The 21,912-nt window shown below is 60.2% G+C and carries 22 protein-coding genes; 1 reads left to right on the top strand and 21 read right to left on the bottom strand.

The window, feature by feature from the left end; all coding sequences use genetic code 11:
- Position 1 precedes the first annotated feature (1 nt).
- From rplN to rpsL, 16 genes are all read right to left on the bottom strand, one after another.
- Positions 2 to 370, bottom strand: a complete 369-nt coding sequence (rplN, locus tag CO657_RS06755) for a 50S ribosomal protein L14 (protein ID WP_003573790.1) — start codon at positions 368 to 370, stop codon at positions 2 to 4.
- A 257-nt stretch (positions 371 to 627) separates the two neighbouring features.
- The gene (gene rpsQ, locus CO657_RS06750) at positions 628 to 867 is read right to left on the bottom strand and encodes a 30S ribosomal protein S17 (protein WP_003573791.1); all 240 of its coding nucleotides are present in this window, start codon (positions 865 to 867) and stop codon (positions 628 to 630) included.
- Between the two features lie 12 nt (positions 868 to 879).
- A complete protein-coding gene (rpmC, locus tag CO657_RS06745) occupies positions 880 to 1,080 on the bottom strand; it encodes a 50S ribosomal protein L29 (protein WP_003547556.1) in 201 nt (66 codons plus the stop codon).
- A gap of 12 nt (positions 1,081 to 1,092) precedes the next feature.
- Positions 1,093 to 1,506 carry a 50S ribosomal protein L16 gene (gene rplP / locus CO657_RS06740; RefSeq protein WP_003547555.1) on the bottom strand — a complete coding sequence of 138 codons (414 nt, stop codon included), beginning with the start codon at positions 1,504 to 1,506 and terminating at the stop codon, positions 1,093 to 1,095.
- Between the two features lie 36 nt (positions 1,507 to 1,542).
- The gene (gene rpsC / locus CO657_RS06735; protein ID WP_003587196.1) at positions 1,543 to 2,274 is read right to left on the bottom strand and encodes a 30S ribosomal protein S3; all 732 of its coding nucleotides are present in this window, start codon (positions 2,272 to 2,274) and stop codon (positions 1,543 to 1,545) included.
- Positions 2,274 to 2,663, bottom strand: a complete 390-nt coding sequence (gene rplV / locus CO657_RS06730) for a 50S ribosomal protein L22 (protein WP_003573794.1) — start codon at positions 2,661 to 2,663, stop codon at positions 2,274 to 2,276. The genes rpsC and rplV overlap by 1 nt, the downstream gene beginning before the upstream one ends.
- Positions 2,664 to 2,665: 2 nt before the next feature.
- Complete coding sequence (rpsS, locus tag CO657_RS06725; protein ID WP_003573797.1) at positions 2,666 to 2,944, bottom strand: 30S ribosomal protein S19; 279 nt, start codon at positions 2,942 to 2,944, stop codon at positions 2,666 to 2,668.
- A gap of 15 nt (positions 2,945 to 2,959) precedes the next feature.
- The gene (gene rplB, locus CO657_RS06720) at positions 2,960 to 3,796 is read right to left on the bottom strand and encodes a 50S ribosomal protein L2 (RefSeq protein WP_003547551.1); all 837 of its coding nucleotides are present in this window, start codon (positions 3,794 to 3,796) and stop codon (positions 2,960 to 2,962) included.
- Between the two features lie 11 nt (positions 3,797 to 3,807).
- A complete protein-coding gene (locus tag CO657_RS06715; RefSeq protein ID WP_003547550.1) occupies positions 3,808 to 4,101 on the bottom strand; it encodes a 50S ribosomal protein L23 in 294 nt (97 codons plus the stop codon).
- Positions 4,098 to 4,718 carry a 50S ribosomal protein L4 gene (rplD, locus tag CO657_RS06710; RefSeq protein WP_003587197.1) on the bottom strand — a complete coding sequence of 207 codons (621 nt, stop codon included), beginning with the start codon at positions 4,716 to 4,718 and terminating at the stop codon, positions 4,098 to 4,100. The genes CO657_RS06715 and rplD overlap by 4 nt, the downstream gene beginning before the upstream one ends.
- Positions 4,719 to 4,731: 13 nt before the next feature.
- Complete coding sequence (rplC, locus tag CO657_RS06705; protein WP_003587198.1) at positions 4,732 to 5,373, bottom strand: 50S ribosomal protein L3; 642 nt, start codon at positions 5,371 to 5,373, stop codon at positions 4,732 to 4,734.
- A gap of 39 nt (positions 5,374 to 5,412) precedes the next feature.
- The gene (gene rpsJ, locus CO657_RS06700; RefSeq protein ID WP_003547547.1) at positions 5,413 to 5,721 is read right to left on the bottom strand and encodes a 30S ribosomal protein S10; all 309 of its coding nucleotides are present in this window, start codon (positions 5,719 to 5,721) and stop codon (positions 5,413 to 5,415) included.
- A gap of 154 nt (positions 5,722 to 5,875) precedes the next feature.
- A complete protein-coding gene (tuf, locus tag CO657_RS06695) occupies positions 5,876 to 7,051 on the bottom strand; it encodes an elongation factor Tu (protein ID WP_003573803.1) in 1,176 nt (391 codons plus the stop codon).
- Between the two features lie 68 nt (positions 7,052 to 7,119).
- Positions 7,120 to 9,219, bottom strand: a complete 2,100-nt coding sequence (gene fusA / locus CO657_RS06690; protein ID WP_003587199.1) for an elongation factor G — start codon at positions 9,217 to 9,219, stop codon at positions 7,120 to 7,122.
- A gap of 29 nt (positions 9,220 to 9,248) precedes the next feature.
- A complete protein-coding gene (rpsG, locus tag CO657_RS06685) occupies positions 9,249 to 9,719 on the bottom strand; it encodes a 30S ribosomal protein S7 (protein WP_003578662.1) in 471 nt (156 codons plus the stop codon).
- A 77-nt stretch (positions 9,720 to 9,796) separates the two neighbouring features.
- The gene (gene rpsL, locus CO657_RS06680) at positions 9,797 to 10,168 is read right to left on the bottom strand and encodes a 30S ribosomal protein S12 (RefSeq protein ID WP_003547537.1); all 372 of its coding nucleotides are present in this window, start codon (positions 10,166 to 10,168) and stop codon (positions 9,797 to 9,799) included.
- Positions 10,169 to 10,666: 498 nt separating this feature from the next.
- Here rpsL and CO657_RS06675 point away from each other — a divergent pair, with 498 nt between their 5' ends.
- On the top strand, positions 10,667 to 10,960 hold the full coding sequence (locus CO657_RS06675; protein ID WP_003587200.1) for a hypothetical protein: 294 nt from the start codon (positions 10,667 to 10,669) through the stop codon (positions 10,958 to 10,960).
- A gap of 162 nt (positions 10,961 to 11,122) precedes the next feature.
- Here CO657_RS06675 and rpoC read toward each other — a convergent pair whose 3' ends face one another.
- From rpoC to rplA, 5 genes are all read right to left on the bottom strand, one after another.
- On the bottom strand, positions 11,123 to 15,331 hold the full coding sequence (rpoC, locus tag CO657_RS06670) for a DNA-directed RNA polymerase subunit beta' (RefSeq protein ID WP_003587201.1): 4,209 nt from the start codon (positions 15,329 to 15,331) through the stop codon (positions 11,123 to 11,125).
- Between the two features lie 190 nt (positions 15,332 to 15,521).
- Positions 15,522 to 19,661, bottom strand: coding sequence for a DNA-directed RNA polymerase subunit beta (gene rpoB / locus CO657_RS06665; protein WP_003587202.1), 4,140 nt, complete (start codon positions 19,659 to 19,661; stop codon positions 15,522 to 15,524).
- A 261-nt stretch (positions 19,662 to 19,922) separates the two neighbouring features.
- The gene (gene rplL / locus CO657_RS06660; RefSeq protein ID WP_003578658.1) at positions 19,923 to 20,300 is read right to left on the bottom strand and encodes a 50S ribosomal protein L7/L12; all 378 of its coding nucleotides are present in this window, start codon (positions 20,298 to 20,300) and stop codon (positions 19,923 to 19,925) included.
- Positions 20,301 to 20,358: 58 nt separating this feature from the next.
- A complete protein-coding gene (gene rplJ / locus CO657_RS06655) occupies positions 20,359 to 20,877 on the bottom strand; it encodes a 50S ribosomal protein L10 (protein ID WP_003587203.1) in 519 nt (172 codons plus the stop codon).
- 329 nt (positions 20,878 to 21,206) lie between these two features.
- The gene (gene rplA / locus CO657_RS06650; protein ID WP_003587204.1) at positions 21,207 to 21,908 is read right to left on the bottom strand and encodes a 50S ribosomal protein L1; all 702 of its coding nucleotides are present in this window, start codon (positions 21,906 to 21,908) and stop codon (positions 21,207 to 21,209) included.
- Positions 21,909 to 21,912 lie beyond the last annotated feature (4 nt).

Below are 21,912 nucleotides of genomic sequence, written 5' to 3'. Positions count from 1 at the left end.
CTTACAGTACTTCGGGAGCCAGCGAGATGATCTTCATGTGGTTCTTGGCGCGAAGTTCGCGCGGAACCGGTCCGAAGATACGGGTGCCGATCGGCTCTTTCTTGTTGTCGATGAGGACTGCTGCGTTGGTGTCGAAACGGATGACGGAGCCATCCGGACGACGGATGTCCTTGGCGGTGCGAACGACAACCGCCTTCATCACGTCACCCTTCTTCACGCGGCCGCGCGGGATCGCTTCCTTGATCGAAACGACGATGACGTCGCCGATCGAGGCATACTTGCGCTTCGAGCCGCCCAGCACCTTGATGCACATGACACGACGTGCGCCGGAATTATCCGCGACGTCGAGGTTTGTTTGCATCTGAATCATATCAGGTCGCCTTCTTGGTTTACCGGAATGGTTGGGCTAGCCCCCTACTCCGGCTTATGAAAATTTTCGCCGGCCGAACTGCCGAAACGGCAGCACAGACGCGGCAATGCTGAATAGCGCGGGATCGATCGTGCCAGGGTGGTTTCCCGAAGGACCTTCCGTGCGCTCAAAGCAAAAGAACGCCCGGCATTCGAGCGTTCTGACGCTGCTTCATACAGATATTTCGGCGAGACGCAAGGCCTCGCACAAAATTCTGTTTACTGGCCCTGGGCGGAAATCACCGTCCAGCGCTTGTCCTTGGAGATCGGCGCGCATTCCTCGATGGATACGGTATCGCCAATCTTGTACTGGTTGTTCTCGTCGTGGGCCTTGTACTTCTTGGAACGACGAACGGTCTTCTGGAGCAGCGGGTGAGCGAAACGACGCTCGACGCGAACCACTACCGTCTTCTCGTTCTTGTCGCCAACGACGACGCCCTGCAGGATGCGCTTCGGCATATTTTTCTTCCTTTAGGCCTTAACTTCTGCCGCCTTCTGGCGGGCAATGGTTTTCACGCGGGCGATGTCCTTGCGGACTTCGTTGATGCGCGAGGACTTTTCGAGCTGGCCGGTCGCCTTCTGGAAGCGCAGGTTGAACTGCTCCTTCTTCAGCTTGGCAAGCTCGTCCTTGAGTTGGTCGGCGGTGAACCCGCGAACATCTGAGGCTTTCATGAGCTCAATCCCTTACTCTGCAATGCGCTGAACGAAGCGCGTCTTGACCGAGAGCTTGGCAGAGCCGAGACGAAGCGCCTCACGGGCGATTTCTTCGCTGACACCGTCGATCTCGAACATCATACGGCCGGGCTTGACCTTGCATGCCCAGTATTCAACGGAGCCCTTACCCTTACCCATGCGGACTTCGGTCGGCTTTTTGGTTACCGGAACGTCCGGGAACACGCGGATCCATACACGGCCGGCGCGCTTCATATAACGCGTGATCGCGCGGCGGGCCGCCTCGATCTCGCGCGCGTTGACGCGGTTGGGTTCCTGAGCCTTCAGGCCGAATTCGCCGAATGCCAGGTCAGAACCGCCCTTGGCGACGCCCTTGATGCGGCCCTTGAATTGCTTGCGGTACTTGGTACGCTTTGGCTGCAACATTTTCTTATTCTCCGAACTTCTCTGCCACGCGCGCTATCAAGCGTTGTCGCGGCGACGGTCTCTGTCGCGGTCACGATCACGGCTTGCCGGACCCTGGGCGTCACCTTCCATCGCACGGCGCTCGGAAGCCATCGGATCGTGCTCAAGGATTTCGCCCTTGAAGATCCAGACCTTGATGCCGCAGATGCCGAACGCGGTTTCTGCTTCAGCCGTGCCGTAGTCGATGTCGGCGCGTAGCGTGTGCAGCGGCACACGACCTTCGCGGTACCATTCCGTACGGGCGATTTCAGCGCCGCCGAGACGGCCGGCGCAGGTGATCTTGATGCCTTCGGCGCCAAGACGCATCGCGGACTGAACCGCGCGCTTCATGGCGCGGCGGAAAGCCACGCGGCGCTCGAGCTGCTGGGCGATCGACTGAGCGACCAGCGTTGCGTCGACTTCGGGCTTGCGCACTTCGACGATGTTGAGGTGCGTTTCCGAGTTGGTCATATCCGACAGCTTCTTGCGGAGCTTGTCGATGTCGGCGCCCTTGCGGCCGATGATCAGGCCCGGACGTGCCGAGTGGATCGTGACGCGGCACTTCTTGTGCGGACGCTCGATGACCACCTTGGAGATCCCGGCCTGCTTCAGTTCGCTCATGACGAACTTGCGCATCTTCAGGTCTTCGTGCAGCAGCTGGCCGTACTCGGCATTGTCCGCGAACCAGCGGCTATCCCAGGTACGGTTGATGCCAAGACGGAAACCGATTGGATTGATTTTCTGACCCATTATGCGGCCTCCTCAACTGCCTGCACTTCACGAACGACGATCGTCAGGTGCGCGAAAGGCTTTTCGATGCGCGACGCGCGACCGCGACCACGAGCGTGGAAACGCTTCATGACGATCGACTTGCCGACATAGGCCTCGGCGACGACAAGAGCGTCGACGTCGAGATCGTGGTTGTTCTCAGCGTTGGCGATCGCAGATTCGAGCGTCTTCTTGACGGCACCTGCGATACGCTTGCGGGAGAACTCCAGCTCAGCGAGTGCGCGCTCGACCTTCTTGCCACGGATAGCCGCAGCAACCAGATTGAGCTTCTGGGGGCTGACGCGGAGCGTGCGGGCGACTGCTTGCGCCTCGTTGTCCTTCAGCCGGCGTTCGGCTTTTGCCTTGCCCATTGTTACTTCCTCTTCGCCTTCTTGTCCGCGCCGTGACCGTAGTAGGTGCGGGTCGGAGAGAATTCACCGAATTTGTGGCCGACCATGTCTTCATTGACGCTGACCGGGATATGCTTGCTGCCGTTGTAGACGCCGAAGGTAAGACCGACGAACTGCGGCAGGATCGTGGAGCGACGGCTCCAGATCTTGATCACTTCTGCACGTCCGCCTTCACGAACCTTCTCAGCCTTCTTGAGAAGATAGCCGTCAACGAACGGACCTTTCCATACTGAACGAGCCATTGGAGACTTCCTCTCTTACTTCTTACGCTGATGACGCGAGCGCATGATCATCTTGTCGGTCGACTTGTTCGACCGGGTGCGCTTGCCCTTGGTCGGCTTGCCCCATGGTGTCACCGGATGGCGACCACCAGAGGTGCGGCCTTCACCACCGCCGTGCGGATGGTCGACCGGGTTCATGACGACACCGCGGTTATGCGGACGCTTGCCGCGCCAAACGGTACGACCGGCCTTGCCGTCGTTGATGTTGGCGTGGTCAGGGTTGGAGACGGCGCCGATCGAAGCAAGGCAGGAGCCATGCACGAGACGCTGTTCACCCGAGTTCAGGCGAAGGATCGCCATGCCCTGGTCACGGCCGACGAGCTGTGCGTAGCCACCGGCGGAACGAGCGATCTGACCGCCCTTGCCCGGCTTCATTTCCACGTTGTGGATGATGGAGCCGACCGGGATGAACTGCAGCGGCATGGTATTGCCGGGCTTGACGTCGACAGCCTTCTCGGAAGCGATGACCTTGTCACCGGCAGCGAGACGCTGAGGAGCGAGGATATAAGCCTTTTCGCCGTCAGCATAGTTGACCAGCGCGATGAAAGCCGTGCGGTTCGGATCGTATTCGATACGCTCGACCGTGCCTTCGACGTCGAACTTGCGACGCTTGAAGTCGATCAGGCGATAGGTACGCTTGTGACCGCCGCCGATGAAGCGGGCGGTGATGCGACCGAGGTTGTTACGACCGCCGCTCTTGGTCAGGCCTTCCGTCAGCGCCTTGACCGGCTTGCCCTTGTAGAGGGCAGAACGGTCGACGATGACCAGCTGGCGCTGGCTCGGGGTGATCGGATTGAATGTTTTCAATGCCATTTTCTTATACCTCAGAGACCGGTGGAGACGTCGATCGTCTGGCCTTCAGCCAGGGTCACAACAGCCTTCTTCACGTCCTTCTGCTTGCCGACGAAACCGCGGAACCGCTTGGTCTTGCCCTTGCGCAGCAGAGTGTTGACGGCCGTAACCTTGACGCCGAACAGCGCCTCGACAGCAGCCTTGATTTCCGGCTTCGTCGCCTGCTTGGCGACATTGAAAACAACCTGGTTGTTTTCGGATACCAGCGTGGACTTTTCGGTGATCGCCGGAGAGACGATCACATCGTAGTGGCGAAGATCGGTCACTTGAATCGCTCCTCTAGCGCTTCAACCGCAGCCTTGGAAAGCACGAGCTTGCCGCGGCGCACGATGTCATAAACGTTGATGCCCTGGATCGGCAGAACATCGATGTTCGGGATGTTCTGAGCTGCGAGCTTGAAGTTGCCGTCAAGTTCTGCGCCGCCGATGAAGAGGGCGTTGGTCAGGCCGAGCGTCTCGAATACGGACGCCAGAGCCTTGGTCTTGGCTTCGGCGGCGACCAGGTTGTCGATGACGATGACGTCATCGGCCTTGATCTTGGCCGAAAGAGCGAGGCGCAGGCCGAGTGCACGAACCTTCTTCGGAAGGTCATGCTCGTGGCTGCGGACGACCGGGCCGTGAGCCTTGCCACCGCCGCGGAACTGCGGAGCGCGAGCCGAATGGTGGCGAGCGCGGCCCGTACCCTTCTGCTTGTACATCTTGGCGCCGGTGCGCGAAACTTCAGCGCGACCCTTTGCCTTGTGGGTGCCCTGCTGCTTCTTGGCAAGCTGCCAGCGGATGACGCGGGCGAGAATGTCTTCGCGGGGCTCGAGGCCGAAAATCGCGTCCGAAAGGGAAACCTTCCCGGCGTCTTTTCCCTCGAGGGTTTTGACGTTGAATTCCATTGATCTGGCTCCCTTACTTCGCGGCCGACTTGACGGCGTCGCGCACGATGATCCAGGCACCCTTGGAACCGGGAACAGCACCCTTGATCAGGATCAGACCACGATCTTCGTCGGTCGAAACCACTTCCAGGTTCTGCGTCGTGACGCGCGTCTGGCCCATGTGACCAGCCATCTTCTTGTTCTTGAAAACCTTGCCCGGATCCTGGCGCGAGCCGGTCGAACCGTGCGAGCGGTGCGAAACCGACACACCGTGCGTGGCGCGAAGACCGCCGAAACCGTGGCGCTTCATGGCGCCGGCAAAACCCTTACCGATCGTCGTGCCCGTCACGTCGACGAGCTGACCGGCTGCGAAGTGACCTGCCTTGATCTCCGTGCCGATCTCAAGCAGCTGGTCTTCCGACACGCGGAATTCAGCAACCTTGGCCTTCGGCTCGACGTTGGCAACGGCAAAGTTGCCGCGCATCGCCTTGGAGGTGTTCTTCACCTTCGCCTGGCCGGCACCGAGCTGAACTGCGGTATAGCCATTCTTTTCGACAGTGCGCGTGGCGACGACCTGGCAGCCGTCCATACGCAGTACCGTTACCGGGACATGCTCACCTGCGTCGTTATAGACGCGGGTCATTCCCACCTTCTGTGCAATCACACCTGAACGCATCGGTTCAATCCTTCTCACTCAGCCCGAAGACCCGAGGTCTCAGAGCTTGATCTCAACATCGACACCGGCGGCGAGATCGAGCTTCATCAGCGCGTCTACCGTCTGCGGGGTCGGGTCAACGATATCGAGAAGGCGCTTGTGCGTGCGCATCTCGAACTGTTCACGGCTCTTCTTGTCGATGTGCGGGGACCGGTTGACCGTAAACTTCTCGATGCGGGTCGGAAGCGGAACGGGGCCCCGGACGCTTGCACCGGTGCGCTTAGCCGTCGATACGATCTCGCGCGTGGAGGCATCGAGAATCCGGTGATCGAACGCCTTCAGGCGGATGCGGATATTCTGGCCGTTCATTCGACTTTATCCTTGTGTCTGTTATCCGCGTGTCACCATTCAGGGACACGACTTACCTTCAGTTACGTTAGCGGGCCACCGGTTTCAAAGATCGAGAGGGACACCGAGATCGGCGTCCCTATCCTTTCCTTGGGCCTGGTGGCCCAGCCGCTAATTACTCGACGATCGAAGCAACGATACCGGCGCCGACGGTGCGGCCGCCTTCGCGGATCGCGAAGCGCAGCTTTTCTTCCATCGCGATCGGAACGATCAGCTCGACGGCAACCGTGACGTTGTCGCCCGGCATGACCATCTCGGTGCCCTCAGGCAGCGTCACGATGCCGGTAACGTCCGTCGTGCGGAAGTAGAACTGCGGACGGTAGTTGGTGAAGAACGGCGTATGACGGCCACCCTCTTCCTTCGTCAGGATGTAGGCTTCCGCCATGAACTTCTTGTGCGGCTTGACAGAGCCCGGCTTGCACAGGATCTGGCCACGCTCGACGCCGTCACGGTTCACACCGCGAACCAGCGCGCCGATGTTGTCGCCAGCCTGGCCCTGATCGAGCAGCTTGCGGAACATTTCAACGCCGGTCACCGTCGTCTTCGAGGTCGCGCGGATGCCGACGATCTCGACTTCTTCGCCAACCTTGACAATGCCACGCTCGACGCGGCCGGTCACCACAGTGCCGCGGCCGGAGATCGAGAACACGTCTTCGATCGGCATCAGGAACGGCTGGTCGATCGGACGCTCAGGCGTCGGGATGTAGGCGTCAACCGCAGCCATCAGCTCGCGGATCGCGTCTTCGCCGATCTTCTTGTCAGAATCTTCAAGAGCAGCAAGCGCCGAACCCTTGACGACCGGGATATCGTCGCCCGGGAAGTCGTAGGACGACAGAAGTTCGCGAACTTCGAGCTCGACCAGTTCGAGAAGCTCGGCGTCGTCAACCTGGTCGACCTTGTTCAGGAACACAACGATCGCCGGAACGCCGACCTGGCGGGCGAGCAGGATGTGTTCGCGCGTCTGCGGCATCGGGCCGTCAGCGGCCGAGCACACCAGAATCGCGCCGTCCATCTGGGCAGCACCGGTGATCATGTTCTTGACGTAGTCGGCGTGGCCGGGGCAGTCGACGTGGGCGTAGTGGCGGGCCGGCGTCTCATACTCGACGTGCGCCGTCGAAATGGTGATGCCGCGGGCCTTTTCTTCCGGAGCAGCGTCGATCTGGTCGTACGCCTTGAACTCACCGAAGTACTTCGTGATCGCTGCCGTCAGAGACGTCTTGCCGTGGTCAACGTGGCCGATCGTGCCAATGTTGACGTGCGGCTTGTTGCGCTCAAACTTACTCTTTGCCATTTTCGGCTCTCCGTTTTGCTAGTCCCCGAGGGGATCTAATTCTTGTTATCGGTCAATAGGTATTCCGGTCACTTCTGACCGGAATACTTTGCCTGGATTTCAGTTGCGACATTCGACGGGACCGGCGAATAGTGATCGAAGGTCATCGTGTACTGAGCGCGGCCCTGGGACATGGAGCGCAGGTTGTCGACGTACTTGAACATGTTCGCGAGCGGAACGTTCGCGTTGATGACGACGGCGATACCACGGCTTTCCTGGCCCTGGATCTGACCGCGACGGGAGTTCAGGTCGCCGATGACGTCGCCGACATAATCTTCCGGGGTGACGACTTCGACCTTCATCATCGGCTCGAGCAGCTGAGCGCCGGCCTTCTTGGCTGCTTCACGGAAGCAGGCACGCGATGCGATTTCGAAGGCGAGAACCGAGGAGTCGACGTCATGGAAAGCGCCGTCGATGAGGGTCGCCTTGACGCCGAGCATCGGGAAGCCTGCGAGCGGGCCCGAAGACAGGACGCTTTCGATGCCCTTCTGGACGCCGGGGATGTATTCCTTCGGAACGGAACCGCCGACGATCTTCGATTCGAACTTGAAGTCGTCGCCTTCCGGGTTCGGTTCGAAGACGATCTTGACGCGCGCGAACTGGCCGGTACCACCGGACTGCTTCTTGTGCGTGTAGTCTTCTTCGTGCTGGCGGGTGATGGTTTCGCGGTAGGCAACCTGCGGCGCGCCGACAGTTGCTTCAACCTTGAATTCACGACGCATGCGGTCGACGATGATGTCGAGATGCAGTTCGCCCATGCCGGCAATGATGGTCTGGCCGGATTCCTGGTCGGTCTTGACGCGGAAGGACGGATCTTCTGCAGCCAGGCGGTTGAGCGCGAGGCCCATCTTTTCCTGGTCGCCCTTGGTCTTCGGCTCGATAGCGATCTGAATGACCGGCTCGGGGAATTCCATGCGCTCGAGGATAACCGGCTTCAGCGGATCGCAGAGCGTATCACCCGTCGTGGTTTCCTTGAGGCCGGCGAGAGCAACGATGTCGCCTGCGAAGGCTTCTTCGATGTCTTCACGCGAGTTGGAGTGCATCTGCAGCATGCGGCCGACGCGCTCGCGCTTGTCCTTGACCGTGTTCATGACCGACGCGCCCTTTTCGAGCTTGCCGGAGTAGATGCGGGCGAAGGTCAGCGAACCGACGAAGGGGTCGTTCATGATCTTGAAGGCGAGCATGGAGAGCGGCTCGGCGTCATCGGCATGACGCTCGATGTCGGCTTCGGTCTTGAAGTCGATGCCCTTGATGGCCGGGATGTCCATCGGCGACGGCAGGTAGTCGACGACGGCGTCGAGCAGCGGCTGCACGCCCTTGTTCTTGAAGGCGGTGCCGCAGAACATCGGGTGGAACTTGACGTCGATCGTGCCGCGGCGAACGAGCGCACGGATCTGATCGTTGTCGGGCAGAATGCCTTCGAGATAGGCTTCCATCGCAGCTTCGTCGATATCGACGACCGTTTCGATGAGCTTTTCGCGATATTCTTCGGCCTTGGCCTTCATGTCCTCGGGGATCTCGACGACATCCCACTGGGCGCCGAGCGACTCGTCGCGCCAGATGAGAGCGTTCATCTCGATCAGGTCGATGACGCCCTTGAATTCGGTTTCAGCACCGATCGGCAGCTGCATGACGACAGCCGTTGCGCCGAGACGGGTCTTGATCATCTCGACGGAGCGGTAGAAGTCGGCGCCGGTCTTGTCCATCTTGTTGCAGAAGATCATCCGCGGGACATTGTACTTCTCGGCCTGGCGCCAGACGGTTTCCGTCTGCGGCTCGACACCGGCATTGGCGTCGAGCAGCGCGATGGCGCCGTCGAGAACGCGCAGCGAACGCTCGACTTCGATGGTGAAGTCGACGTGGCCGGGGGTGTCGATGATGTTGAAGCGGCGCGTCTTGCCGTCACGGCCCTTCCAGAAGGTCGTGGTGGCAGCGGAGGTGATCGTGATGCCACGCTCCTGCTCCTGCTCCATCCAGTCCATGGTGGCTGCGCCGTCGTGGACTTCGCCGATCTTGTGCGACTTGCCGGTGTAATAAAGAATACGCTCGGTGGTCGTGGTCTTGCCGGCGTCGATATGCGCCATGATACCGAAATTGCGGTAGTCTTCGATTTTATATTCGCGAGCCATTGTGGACTGCCTTTCGATACCGTTCGGAATTACCAGCGATAGTGCGAGAATGCACGGTTGGCGTCAGCCATCTTGTGCGTGTCTTCGCGCTTCTTGACGGCGGAGCCGCGGTTGTTGGACGCATCGAGCAGTTCGCCGGAAAGGCGGTCAACCATAGTCGTTTCATTGCGCTTGCGGGCAGCAGCGATCAGCCAGCGAATGGCGAGGGCCTGGCGGCGCTCCGGACGAACATCGACCGGCACCTGATAGGTCGCACCACCGACGCGGCGCGAGCGGACTTCAACGTGCGGGGCAATGTTGTCGAGCGCAGAATGGAAAACCGTGAGCGGCTCCTGCTTGGACTTGCCCTGAACGACGTCGAATGCGCCGTAAACGATGTTTTCAGCAACGGACTTCTTGCCGTCGAGCATGATGGCATTCATGAACTTGGTGACGACGAGATCGCCGAACTTCGGGTCCGGATTGATCTCGCGCTTTTCTGCTTTATGACGTCTGGACATTATTCTCGTCTCTTCAACCGTTAAGGCGCTTCATCACGCGGAGGACCTCGCGCAGCGCCGGATTATTCAAAACCGAATTACTTCGGACGCTTCGCACCGTACTTGGAGCGGCGCTGCTTGCGGTTCTTGACACCCTGGGTATCGAGAACGCCGCGGATGATGTGATAACGGACACCCGGAAGGTCCTTGACGCGGCCGCCACGGATCATGACGACGGAGTGTTCCTGAAGGTTGTGACCTTCGCCGGGGATGTAACCAATGACTTCGAAGCCGTTGGTCAGGCGGATCTTTGCGACCTTACGCAGAGCCGAGTTCGGCTTCTTCGGCGTCGTCGTATAGACGCGCGTGCAAACGCCGCGCTTCTGCGGGTTCTCCTGGAGTGCGGGAACCTTGTTACGCTTTACGTTCGCCTGGCGAGGCTTGCGGATCAGCTGGTTTACGGTAGGCATTCAACCATCCCTTACGTTTTATCTCAGTACCCTTGCGGGCTTGAACTCGCGCCGTCTCCGGCAGTGACGCATGCTTTCCGTCAATGCGCAAAATATGGCCCGATCCGCTTCCGCAGATGGACCACAAGGAGCAGAGGACGCATAAAATATGCGTCGTGCGTGCAGCATCATGACTTCAACGTGCGTTTAGAACCTTGTTTGAGGTGAACTTCAGGGCGCGTCGCCCCGAACAGCCAAGCCTCACATGGGATCTGATGGCCGGGGTACTACTGGTTTCCACCCCTCTCGTCAAGGCCGGTTAAGAAATAAACTCGCCGTATCGCCTTGATCTCAGGGCCTAACGCCCTGATTTCATCCTTCTAGACGAAATGGCGGCCGTGCACCAAGATAAAAACTTGGGCATCGCGGCAAAAGCAGTTAAGGAATCAGCAATTGCGGCGTGCGGCCCTCACAGCAGGATTCGAGCGACCGAATCGTCAAAGAGCCGAAGGACAGGCGATGATTACGACACCTGATAACGACAATAATTTCGACGGACCGATGGTCTTCATCATCATCGGCAAAGGCTACGAGTCCGACGACAGCGAAGGCATCGATCTGCACATCATGCTGAAGGCGCCCGACGACGACACAGCCGTGCGCGAGGCCCTGAACGCCCTTGCCGAGGAAGGCTTCATCGAGGCCGATCTCGACCAGATCGGCATGCTGACCGAGGTGCCAGCCGAAGAGCCGCACGCCTCTGCCTATCAGGGCGCCGTCGACGGCGAGGTCGCCATCATCCGCTTCAACTGAAGCGAGCTGCCGCTGACGCTGCGGGTCGCAAAGGCAGCATAAAGCGCAGGCAGCACCTTCCCTCCCCCAACCTACCTGCAGACCAAAAACAAAAACCGCCCGGATCGCTCCGGGCGGTTTTTCAATTCGCGTGCCACCTGAGTGGTGGTCGTCGGCTGCGGATTATTCCGCAGCCGGAGCCTTTTCGGCCATGTCCTGCAGCATCGGCGTGGCAACGGCAGCACCCGTGCCCTTGCGGCGCTCTTCGAGGATCAGCTCGTCGCGCGACGTGGCGATACGGCGGATCTGGGTCATGGTGCCGCCGGTACCGGCCGGGATGAGACGGCCGACGATGACGTTTTCCTTCAGACCCTGCAGGCCGTCGGTCTTGCCGGCGATCGCAGCTTCCGTCAGCACCTTGGTCGTTTCCTGGAAGGATGCGGCCGAGATGAAGGACGGGGTCTGCAGCGACGCCTTGGTGATGCCGAGAAGAACCGGATCGCCGTAGGCCGGCTTCTTGCCCTGCTCGATCAGGTGATCGTTGACGTCTTCGAGCTCGATCCGGTCGACGTTGTCGCCGACGATATAGGTCGAGTCGCCTGCATCGGTGATCTCCACCTTCTGGAGCATCTGACGGACAATCACCTCGATGTGCTTGTCGTTGATGACAACACCCTGCAGGCGGTAGACTTCCTGGATCTCGTTGACGAGGTAGGAGGCCAGAGCCTCCACGCCCTTGATCGCCAGGATGTCGTGCGGAGCCGGGTTACCGTCGAGGATGTAGTCACCCTTTTCGATATAGTCGCCTTCCTGAAGGTGGAAGGGCTTGCCCTTCGGGATCAGGTATTCGACAGGCTCGACACCGTCTTCCGCCGGCTCGATGATGACGCGGCGCTTGTTCTTGTAGTCGCGGCCGAGGCGGATCGTACCATCGATCTCTGCGATGATGGCATGGTCCTTCGGACGGCGGGCTTCGAAGAGCTCGGCAACACGCGGCAGACCGCCGGTGATGTCCTTGGTCTTGGCGCTTTCCAGCGGCGAACGCGCGAGAACGTCACCCTGGGAGACCTTGGTGCCCGGCTCAACCGACAGAATAGCGTCGACCGAGAGCATGAAGCGGGCGTCACCGCCACGCGACAGCTTCATGACATTGCCGCTGGCATCCTTGATGACGATCGCCGGCTTGAGGTCCGAACCGCGCGGGGTCGAACGCCAGTCGATGACCTGGCGCTTGGTGATGCCGGTGGATTCGTCGGTCGCTTCCAGAACCGAGAGACCGTCGACCAGGTCTTCGAACTGAACGGTACCAGCAACTTCGGTCATCATCGGACGGGTGTAAGGATCCCACTCGGCCAGACGCTGGCCGCGCTTGACCTTGTCGCCTTCGTCGACATGCAGCTTCGAACCGTAGGCGACACGCTGCGAAGACCGTTCCACGCCACGCTCGTCCAGGATCTGGACGGTCATGTTGCGGCCCATGGCGACGAGGTTGCCATCGGAGTTGCGCAGGATGTTGCGGTTCTTGATCTGCACCGTACCTTCGTACGAGGCTTCCAGGAACGACTGGTCGACCACGGTTGCCGTACCGCCAAGGTGGAAGGTACGCATGGTGAGCTGGGTGCCCGGTTCACCGATCGACTGAGCAGCGATGACGCCGACGGCTTCACCCATGTTCACAGGCGTACCACGGGCCAGGTCGCGGCCGTAGCAGACTGCGCAGACGCCCGTCTGGATTTCGCAGGTCAGCGCCGAGCGGATGCGGATCGACTGGATACCGGCCTTCTCGATTTCGACGACATCGGGCTCGAGGATCATCCGGCCGGCATCGACGATGCGCTCACCCGTGATCGGATGATCGATGTCATCAAGTGCCGTGCGGCCGAGGATGCGGACGCCGATCGAGGCAACCACCTGGCCGGCATCGACGATGGCGGTCATGGTGAGGCCGGTTTCGGTGCCGCAATCGACGTGCGTGACGATGCAATCCTGCGCGACGTCGACGAGACGGCGGGTCAGGTAACCGGAGTTGGCGGTCTTCAAGGCGGTGTCTGCCAGACCCTTCCGGGCGCCGTGCGTCGAGTTGAAGTACTCGTTGACGGTCAGGCCTTCCTTGAAGTTCGAGATGATCGGCGTCTCGATGATTTCACCCGACGGCTTGGCCATGAGGCCGCGCATGCCGCCCAACTGACGCATCTGGTTCGGAGAACCGCGGGCGCCGGAATGGCTCATCATGTAGATCGAGTTCATCGGCTTCTGACGGCCGGTGTTCTCATCGAATTCGACAGCCTTAATGCGGGCCATCATCTCTTCGGCGACCTTTTCGGTGGCCTTACCCCAGGCGTCGACAACCTTGTTGTACTTTTCGCCCTGGGTGATCAGGCCGTCATTGTACTGCTGCTCGTATTCCTTCACCAGGGTTTCGGTGTCGGCAACGATCTTGGCCTTGGCATCCGGAATGACCATGTCGTCCTTGCCGAACGAAATGCCGGCGCGGCAGGCATGGGAGAAGCCGAGCTGCATGATGCGGTCGCAGAAGATGACCGTGTCCTTCTGGCCGCAATGGCGGTAGACCGTGTCGATCATCTTGGAGATGTTCTTCTTGGTCATTTCCTGGTTGCAGATGTCGAAGGGCACCTTGCCGTTCTTCGGCAGCAGTTCGCCGATGAGCAGACGGCCAGGCGTCGTCTCATAGATCTTCGAGTAGGGCTTGCCATCCTCGTCGACCGACTTGAAACGGCCGCGGATCTTGGTGTGCAGCGTCACGACCTTGCTTTCGAGGGCGTGATGCAGTTCGCCGAGATCGGAGAAGGCCATGCCTTCGCCCGGTTCGTTCTGGTTGAGGATCGACAGGTAATAAAGGCCGAGAACCATGTCCTGCGAAGGAACGATGATCGGCGCGCCGTTGGCCGGATGCAGGATGTTGTTGGTCGACATCATCAGCACGCGGGCTTCGAGCTGGGCTTCGAGCGACAGCGGCACGTGAACGGCCATCTGGTCACCGTCGAAGTCGGCGTTGAAGGCCGTGCAGACGAGCGGATGCAGCTGGATCGCCTTGCCTTCGACCAGGGTGGGTTCAAAGGCCTGGATGCCCAGGCGGTGCAGCGTCGGTGCGCGGTTCAGGAGAACCGGATGCTCGCGGATGACCTCGTCGAGGATATCCCAGACTTCAGGCTTTTCCTTTTCGACCAGCTTCTTGGCCTGCTTGACGGTCGAGGAGTAACCCTTGGCGTCGAGGCGGGCGTAGATGAACGGCTTGAAGAGCTCGAGCGCCATCTTCTTCGGCAGGCCGCACTGGTGCAGCTTCAGTTCCGGACCGGTCACGATGACCGAACGGCCGGAATAGTCGACGCGCTTGCCGAGCAGGTTCTGGCGGAAGCGGCCCTGCTTGCCCTTCAGCATGTCGGAGAGCGACTTCAGCGGACGCTTGTTGGCGCCGGTGATGACGCGGCCGCGACGGCCGTTGTCGAACAGCGCGTCAACCGATTCCTGCAGCATGCGCTTTTCGTTGCGGATGATGATGCCGGGCGCACGAAGCTCGATGAGGCGCTTCAGGCGGTTGTTGCGGTTGATGACGCGGCGGTAAAGGTCGTTCAGATCCGACGTCGCGAAACGGCCGCCGTCGAGCGGCACCAGCGGACGCAGATCCGGCGGGATGACCGGAACGACCTTCATGATCATCCATTCCGGACGGTTGCCCGATTCCATGAAGTTCTCGACGATCTTCAGGCGCTTCATCAGCTTCTTCTGCTTGAGATCCGACGTGGTGTCGGCAAGCTCGGAGCGCAGGTCGCCAGCGATCTTTTCGAGGTTCATCGAGGCCAGCATCTCGTAGATCGCCTCAGCGCCGATCATCGCGGTAAACTGGTCTTCGCCGTATTCGTCAACGGCCAGCATGTACTCTTCTTCCGAGAGGAGCTGGTGCTCCTTCAGAGCAGTCAGGCCCGGCTCGGTGACGATGTAGTTTTCAAAATAGAGGACGCGCTCGACATCCTTCAGCGTCATGTCGAGCAGCGTCGAAATGCGCGACGGCAGCGACTTCAGGAACCAGATATGGGCAACGGGAGCGGCGAGCTCGATATGGCCCATGCGCTCACGGCGAACGCGTGACAGCGTGACTTCGACGCCGCACTTTTCGCAGATGATGCCCTTGTACTTCATACGCTTGTACTTGCCGCAAAGGCATTCGTAGTCCTTGATCGGCCCGAAGATGCGCGCGCAGAACAGACCGTCGCGTTCCGGCTTGAACGTGCGGTAGTTGATGGTTTCCGGCTTCTTGATCTCACCGTAAGACCAGGAGAGGATCTTCTCCGGAGATGCGATCGAAATCCGAATGGAATCGAAATTCTGTGCAGGCACCTGCGGATTGAAAAGATTCATGACCTCTTGGTTCATGCCTGTCTCCTTCATGGGCTAAAGCGCCCTCAAAATGCGATGGTCGGCGGCAAATTCCCGGGAGCCGCCTCCCTCGCTTAAACGAGAATAACCGCAAGATGCGGCGAAACTTCCCTGCAGGGCCGATATGGATACGGCGCCCGGCGGGACCGGCGTGCGCCGCATTGGCAGCGCACGCCCTATCAACTGCTTACTCGGCCGCGTCGGGCAGCTGCGCTGCCTGCGCCTCGTCAAGCTTGGTGTTTTCGAGCTCGACGCTGAGGCCCAGCGAGCGCATTTCCTTGACGAGAACGTTGAAGCTTTCCGGAATACCGGCTTCGAACGTGTCGTCTCCGCGGACGATGGCTTCGTAGACCTTGGTGCGGCCGGCGACGTCGTCCGACTTCACCGTCAGCATTTCCTGCAGCGTGTAGGCCGCGCCGTAAGCTTCGAGCGCCCAGACTTCCATTTCCCCGAAGCGCTGACCGCCGAACTGCGCCTTGCCGCCCAGCGGCTGCTGGGTCACGAGCGAGTAAGGACCGATCGAACGGGCATGGATCTTGTCGTCGACCAAGTGGTTGAGCTTCAGCATGTAGATGTAGCCCACGGTCACCTGGCGGTCGAACTGCTCGCCGGTACGGCCGTCATAGAGCGTCGACTGACCGGTGTCCTTGAGACCTGCCAGGCGCAGCATGTCGTTGACGTCGGCTTCGTTGGCGCCGTCGAAGACCGGCGTTGCAATCGAAACGCCGCGCTTCCACTGGTCGGCGAGACGCAGAACCGAGTCGTCGTCGAAATCCTGGACCTGTTCGGCCTTCGGACCGTCACCGACGACATCGCCGATGGTCTTGCGCAGCGGCTCGATGTTGCCATTGGCCTTGTATGCGTCGATCAGTTCGCCGATCTGGCGACCCATGCCGGCGCAAGCCCAACCCAGATGGGTTTCGAGGATCTGGCCGACGTTCATACGCGAGGGAACGCCGAGCGGGTTCAGAACGACGTCGACATGCGTGCCGTCTTCGAGGAACGGCATGTCCTCGACAGGCACAATGCGCGAGACGACGCCCTTGTTCCCGTGACGGCCGGCCATCTTGTCGCCCGGCTGGATCTTGCGCTTCACAGCGACGAAGACCTTGACCATCTTCATGACGCCAGGAGGCATTTCATCGCCGCGCTGGACCTTTTCGACCTTGTCCATGAAGCGCTGTTCAAGGCGCGACTTGGATTCGTCGTATTGGCCGCGGAGCGCTTCGAGCTCGCTCTGAACCTTCTCGTCCTCGACGGCGAACATCCACCACTGCGAGCGGGGATATTCGGAGACGACGGCATTCGAAAGCTCGGTGCCCTTCTTGAAGCCCTTCGGGCCGGCGATGGAGGCCTGGCCGCGCAGCATTTCGATCAGACGGCCGTAAACGTTACGGTCGAGGATCGCCTGCTCGTCATCGCGGTCCTTTGCAAGACGTTCGATCTCTTCGCGCTCGATTGCCATCGCGCGCTCGTCCTTCTCAACGCCATGGCGGTTGAAGACGCGGACTTCGACGATCGTGCCGTAGGTGCCGGGCGGCATTCGCATGGAAGTGTCGCGCACGTCGGAGGCCTTTTCGCCGAAGATGGCGCGCAGAAGCTTTTCTTCCGGCGTCATCGGGCTTTCGCCCTTCGGCGTGATCTTGCCGACAAGAATATCGCCCGGCTGAACTTCGGCGCCGATGTAGACGATGCCGGCTTCGTCGAGGTTCTTCAGCGCTTCTTCCGAAACGTTCGGAATGTCGCGGGTGATTTCCTCAGGACCAAGCTTGGTGTCGCGCGCCATCACTTCGAATTCCTCGATGTGGATGGAGGTGAACACGTCGTCGGCAACGATACGCTCGGAGAGCAGGATCGAGTCTTCGTAGTTGTAGCCGTTCCAGGGCATGAACGCGACGAGCGCGTTACGGCCGAGCGCCAGGTCGCCGAGATCGGTCGACGGGCCGTCGGCGAGGATGTCGCCGCGGTTGACCTCGTCACCGACGGTGACCAGCGGGCGCTGGTTGACGCAGGTGTTCTGGTTCGAACGCTGGAACTTCTGCAGGCGGTAGATATCGACGCCGGATTTGCCGGCTTCGAGGTCTTCGGTGGCGCGGATAACGATACGCGTCGCGTCGACCTGGTCGACCACGCCGCCGCGGCGCGCGCCGATGGCAGCGCCTGAGTCACGGGCAACGACCGGCTCCATGCCGGTCCCGACGAACGGGGCTTCGGCACGCAGCAGCGGCACGGCCTGACGCTGCATGTTCGAGCCCATGAGCGCGCGGTTGGCGTCGTCGTTTTCCAGGAACGGGATGAGCGCGGCTGCGACCGAAACGACCTGCTTCGGCGAAACGTCCATCAGGTTCATGCTGTCGCGGGGTGCGAGCATGACTTCGCCGGCATGACGGCAGACGACGAACTCGTCGACGAAGGAACCGTCGGCGTTCATTTCGGCGTTGGCCTGGGCGACGTAGTACTTCGCCTCTTCCATGGCGGAGAGGTAAAGCACGTCGCTCGTCACCCTGCCGTCGACGATACGACGATACGGGCTTTCGATGAAGCCGTACTTGTTGACGCGGGCAAAGGTCGCAAGCGAGTTGATCAGACCGATGTTCGGACCCTCAGGCGTTTCGATCGGGCAAATACGGCCGTAGTGGGTCGGATGCACGTCGCGGACTTCGAAGCCGGCGCGCTCACGGGTCAGACCACCCGGGCCAAGAGCCGAAAGACGGCGCTTGTGGGTGATTTCCGAGAGCGGGTTGACTTGGTCCATGAACTGCGAGAGCTGCGAGGAACCGAAGAATTCGCGAACGGCGGCAGCCGCCGGCTTGGCGTTGATCAGATCCTGCGGCATCACCGTGTCGATCTCGATCGAGGACATGCGTTCCTTGATCGCGCGCTCCATGCGGAGCAGGCCGAGACGGTACTGGTTTTCCATCAGCTCGCCGACCGAGCGGACGCGGCGGTTGCCGAGGTTGTCGATGTCGTCGATCTCACCCTTGCCGTCACGCAGTTCGACCAGCATCCTGACCACGGCTAGGATGTCGTCCTTGCGCAGGATGCGGACGGTGTCTTCGACGGTCAGGTCGAGACGCATGTTCATCTTGACGCGGCCGACGGCGGAGAGGTCGTAACGCTCCGCATCGAAGAACAGCGAGTTGAACATGGCTTCGGCCGATTCCATGGTCGGCGGCTCGCCCGGACGCATGACGCGGTAGATGTCGAACAGAGCGTCCTGACGGTTCTCGTTCTTGTCGGCCGAAAGCGTGTTGCGGATATAGGCGCCGACATTGATGTGGTCGATGCCGAGAACCGGGATCTCGTCGAAGCCGTTCGCCAGGATGATGCCGAGCGTCTTCTCGTCGATTTCGTCGCCGGCTTCGAGGTAGATTTCACCGGTGGAGTAGTTGACGATGTCGCCGGCGAGGTAGTTGCCATAGAGATCGTCGTCAGCGGCCTTCAGCGCCTTCAGGCCCTTGTCGGACAGCTGGCGCAGCAGGCGCGGGGTCAGCTTCTTGCCGGCTTCGACGACGACTTCGCCGGTATCGGCGTCGACCATCTCGGTGATCGCCTTGGCACCCTTCAGCGTTTCCGGCTTGAAGGGAATGCGCCAGCCTTCGCCGTCGCGCTTGTAGAGCGACTTCGTGTAGAAGGTGTCGAGGATTTCCTCGCCGTCCATGCCGAGCGCCATCAGCAGCGACGTGACAGGGATCTTACGGCGACGGTCGATACGGGCGTAGACGATATCCTTGGCGTCGAATTCGATATCGAGCCAGGAACCGCGATAAGGGATGACGCGGGCAGCAAACAGCAGCTTGCCGGAAGAATGGCTCTTGCCCTTGTCGTGGTCGAAGAAGACGCCCGGCGAACGGTGCATCTGGGAAACGATGACGCGCTCGGTGCCGTTGACGATGAACGTGCCGTTGTTGGTCATGAGCGGCATATCGCCCATGTAGACGGACTGTTCCTTGATGTCCTTGATCGACTTTGCGCCGGTATCCTCGTCGATATCGAACACGATGAGGCGCAGCGTCACCTTCAGCGGCGCAGCATAGGTCAGGTCGCGCTGACGGCATTCGTCAACGTCGAACTTCGGCGGTTCGAATTCGTAGGATACGAATTCCAGCATGGAAGCGCCGGAAAAATCGGTGATCGGGAAAACCGACTTGAAAACGGCCTGAAGGCCCTCGTCGGGCCGGCCGCCTTTCGGCTCTTCAACCATCAAAAACTGGTCGTAGGACGCCTTCTGAACCTCGATGAGGTTCGGCATTTCTGCGACTTCGGGGATCTTACCAAAAAACTTGCGTACGCGCCTACGACCATTGAACGAAAGGGTCTGAGCCATCGTCGCTCCTTCAAAATCTTGCACCCGGGCCTGCAACGGACGGGAACCGATGGCCAGTCGATCCCGTCTATCAATGAGTAGTTCAATCTCGTCCGACACCCGAAAACGCTCAGCTCGGATTGCTGTGCTGCCCTCGGTGCGAGACTATCCTTTTGAAGAACCCATTACCCAAAAGCCGGTTTGACGCGGCTTTTGGGTAATTCGTTCAGAAAAACGGCAAATGGGAGGCAGCAGAGACTGCCTCCCAAAAGCGTTTCAAGATTACTTGACGTCGGCCTTGGCGCCAGCGTCTTCAAGCTTCTTCTTGATGTCAGCGGCTTCAGCCTTGTTGACGCCTTCCTTGACAGCCTTCGGAGCGCCTTCGACGAGGTCCTTGGCTTCCTTGAGGCCGAGACCGGTGATGGCGCGGACTTCCTTGATGACGTTGATCTTGTTGGCACCGGCTTCGACGAGGATGACGTCGAATTCGGTCTTTTCTTCTTCAACGACAGCCGGGCCAGCACCACCAGCAGCGGCAGCAACAGCTACCGGAGCAGCAGCGGAAACGCCCCACTTTTCTTCGAGAAGCTTCGACAGTTCTGCAGCTTCCAGAACGGTCAGCGAGGAGAGGTCGTCAACGATCTTTGCGAGATCAGCCATTTTACTAGTTCCTTTTGTTCGGTTCGAACCGGTTGATTATAAACAGCGAAAAACCGCCTTAAGCGGCTTCGTCCTTCTTGGCGTAAGCCGCGAACACGCGAGCAAGCTGGCTTGCCGGTGCTGCAACAACCCCAGCGATGCGGGTAGCCGGTGTCTGGATCATGCCCAGCAGCTTCGCACGCAGCTCATCGAGCGAAGGCAGGGTCGCAAGCGACTTGACTGCATCGGCGTTGAGCGTGGTTGTTCCCATGGCGCCGCCCAGCACAACGATCTTGTCGTTGGTCTTGGCGAAATCCATGACGACCTTCGGAGCGGTGATCGGATCGGTGCTGTATGCAATCAGCGTCTGACCCTTGAAGAGATCGGTGATCCCTTCCGCTTCCGTACCTTGAAGGGCAATTTTGGCCAGGCGGTTCTTCGCGACTTTGACGGTACCGCCAGCTGCACGCATCTTCGAACGAAAGTCGTTCATCTGCGCGACTGTGGCACCAGCATAGTGGGCCACGACAACTGAGCCCGAAGCCTTGAAGACTTCGTTCAGTTCCGTGACGAATTCGCGTTTTTCCGCTCTTTCCACTGCCTATCTCCAGTTGGCGGGACCGAAAACGGGCCCGCCGGGTTGCCTTTTGCCTCCCGGGATCATGTGAGATCCCAAGCGACGCTTGAGGATCCTGTCCCCCCGCGCTCTCGCGCCAATCAAGGCTAAAGAGGCACAAGGCATCCAAGGCTCGAACCGATTTCCTAGAAGCGAACTTCATGAATTTCGGGTCTTACCCGTCTCATGCAGGCGAAGTGATTAAGGGAAAACCACCTGCAATCTCGGACAGGATTCCGGATTTCTCCGGAATATTCCGGCCCCTTGCGAGGCCGGAATTTCAGTGGCCGGACCGAGGTCCGGCAATCAACTTATGCAGTCGGGCTTGCTGTGACCGAGCCGACTTCGATCTTGACGCCCGGGCCCATGGTCGAGGAAATCGCCACGCGCTTGACGTAGTTGCCCTTGGCGCCAGCCGGCTTCGCCTTGATGACGGCGTCAGCAAAGGCGCGGATGTTTTCTTCCAGAGCCTTGGCGTCGAAAGAGGCCTTGCCGATGCCGGCATGGACGATACCAGCCTTTTCGACGCGGAACTCGACAGCGCCGCCCTTGGAAGCCTTGACGGCTCCGGCGACATCCATGGTGACGGTGCCGACCTTCGGGTTCGGCATCATGCCGCGGGGGCCGAGAACCTTACCGAGACGGCCGACGAGCGGCATCATGTCCGGGGTGGCGATGCAGCGATCGAATTCGATCTTGCCGCCCTGGACGATTTCGACGAGGTCTTCAGCGCCGACGATATCGGCACCGGCAGCCTTGGCTTCATCGGCCTTGACGCCACGAGCGAAGACGGCGACGCGAACCGTACGGCCCGTGCCGTTCGGCAGATTGACGACGCCGCGAACCATCTGGTCCGCATGGCGCGGGTCGACGCCGAGGTTCATCGAGACTTCGATGGTTTCGTCGAACTTGGCGACAGCCCGTTCCTTGACCATGCCGATGGCGAGGCTCAGAGCGTAGAGCTTGGTGGGATCAACACCTTCGTTGATCTTCTGCGTGCGCTTACCAGCCATGATC

The sequence above is a fragment of the Rhizobium acidisoli genome (assembly GCF_002531755.2).
GTDB classification, from domain to species: domain Bacteria; phylum Pseudomonadota; class Alphaproteobacteria; order Rhizobiales; family Rhizobiaceae; genus Rhizobium; species Rhizobium acidisoli.
This window is presented reverse-complemented; position numbering and strand designations above follow the sequence as displayed.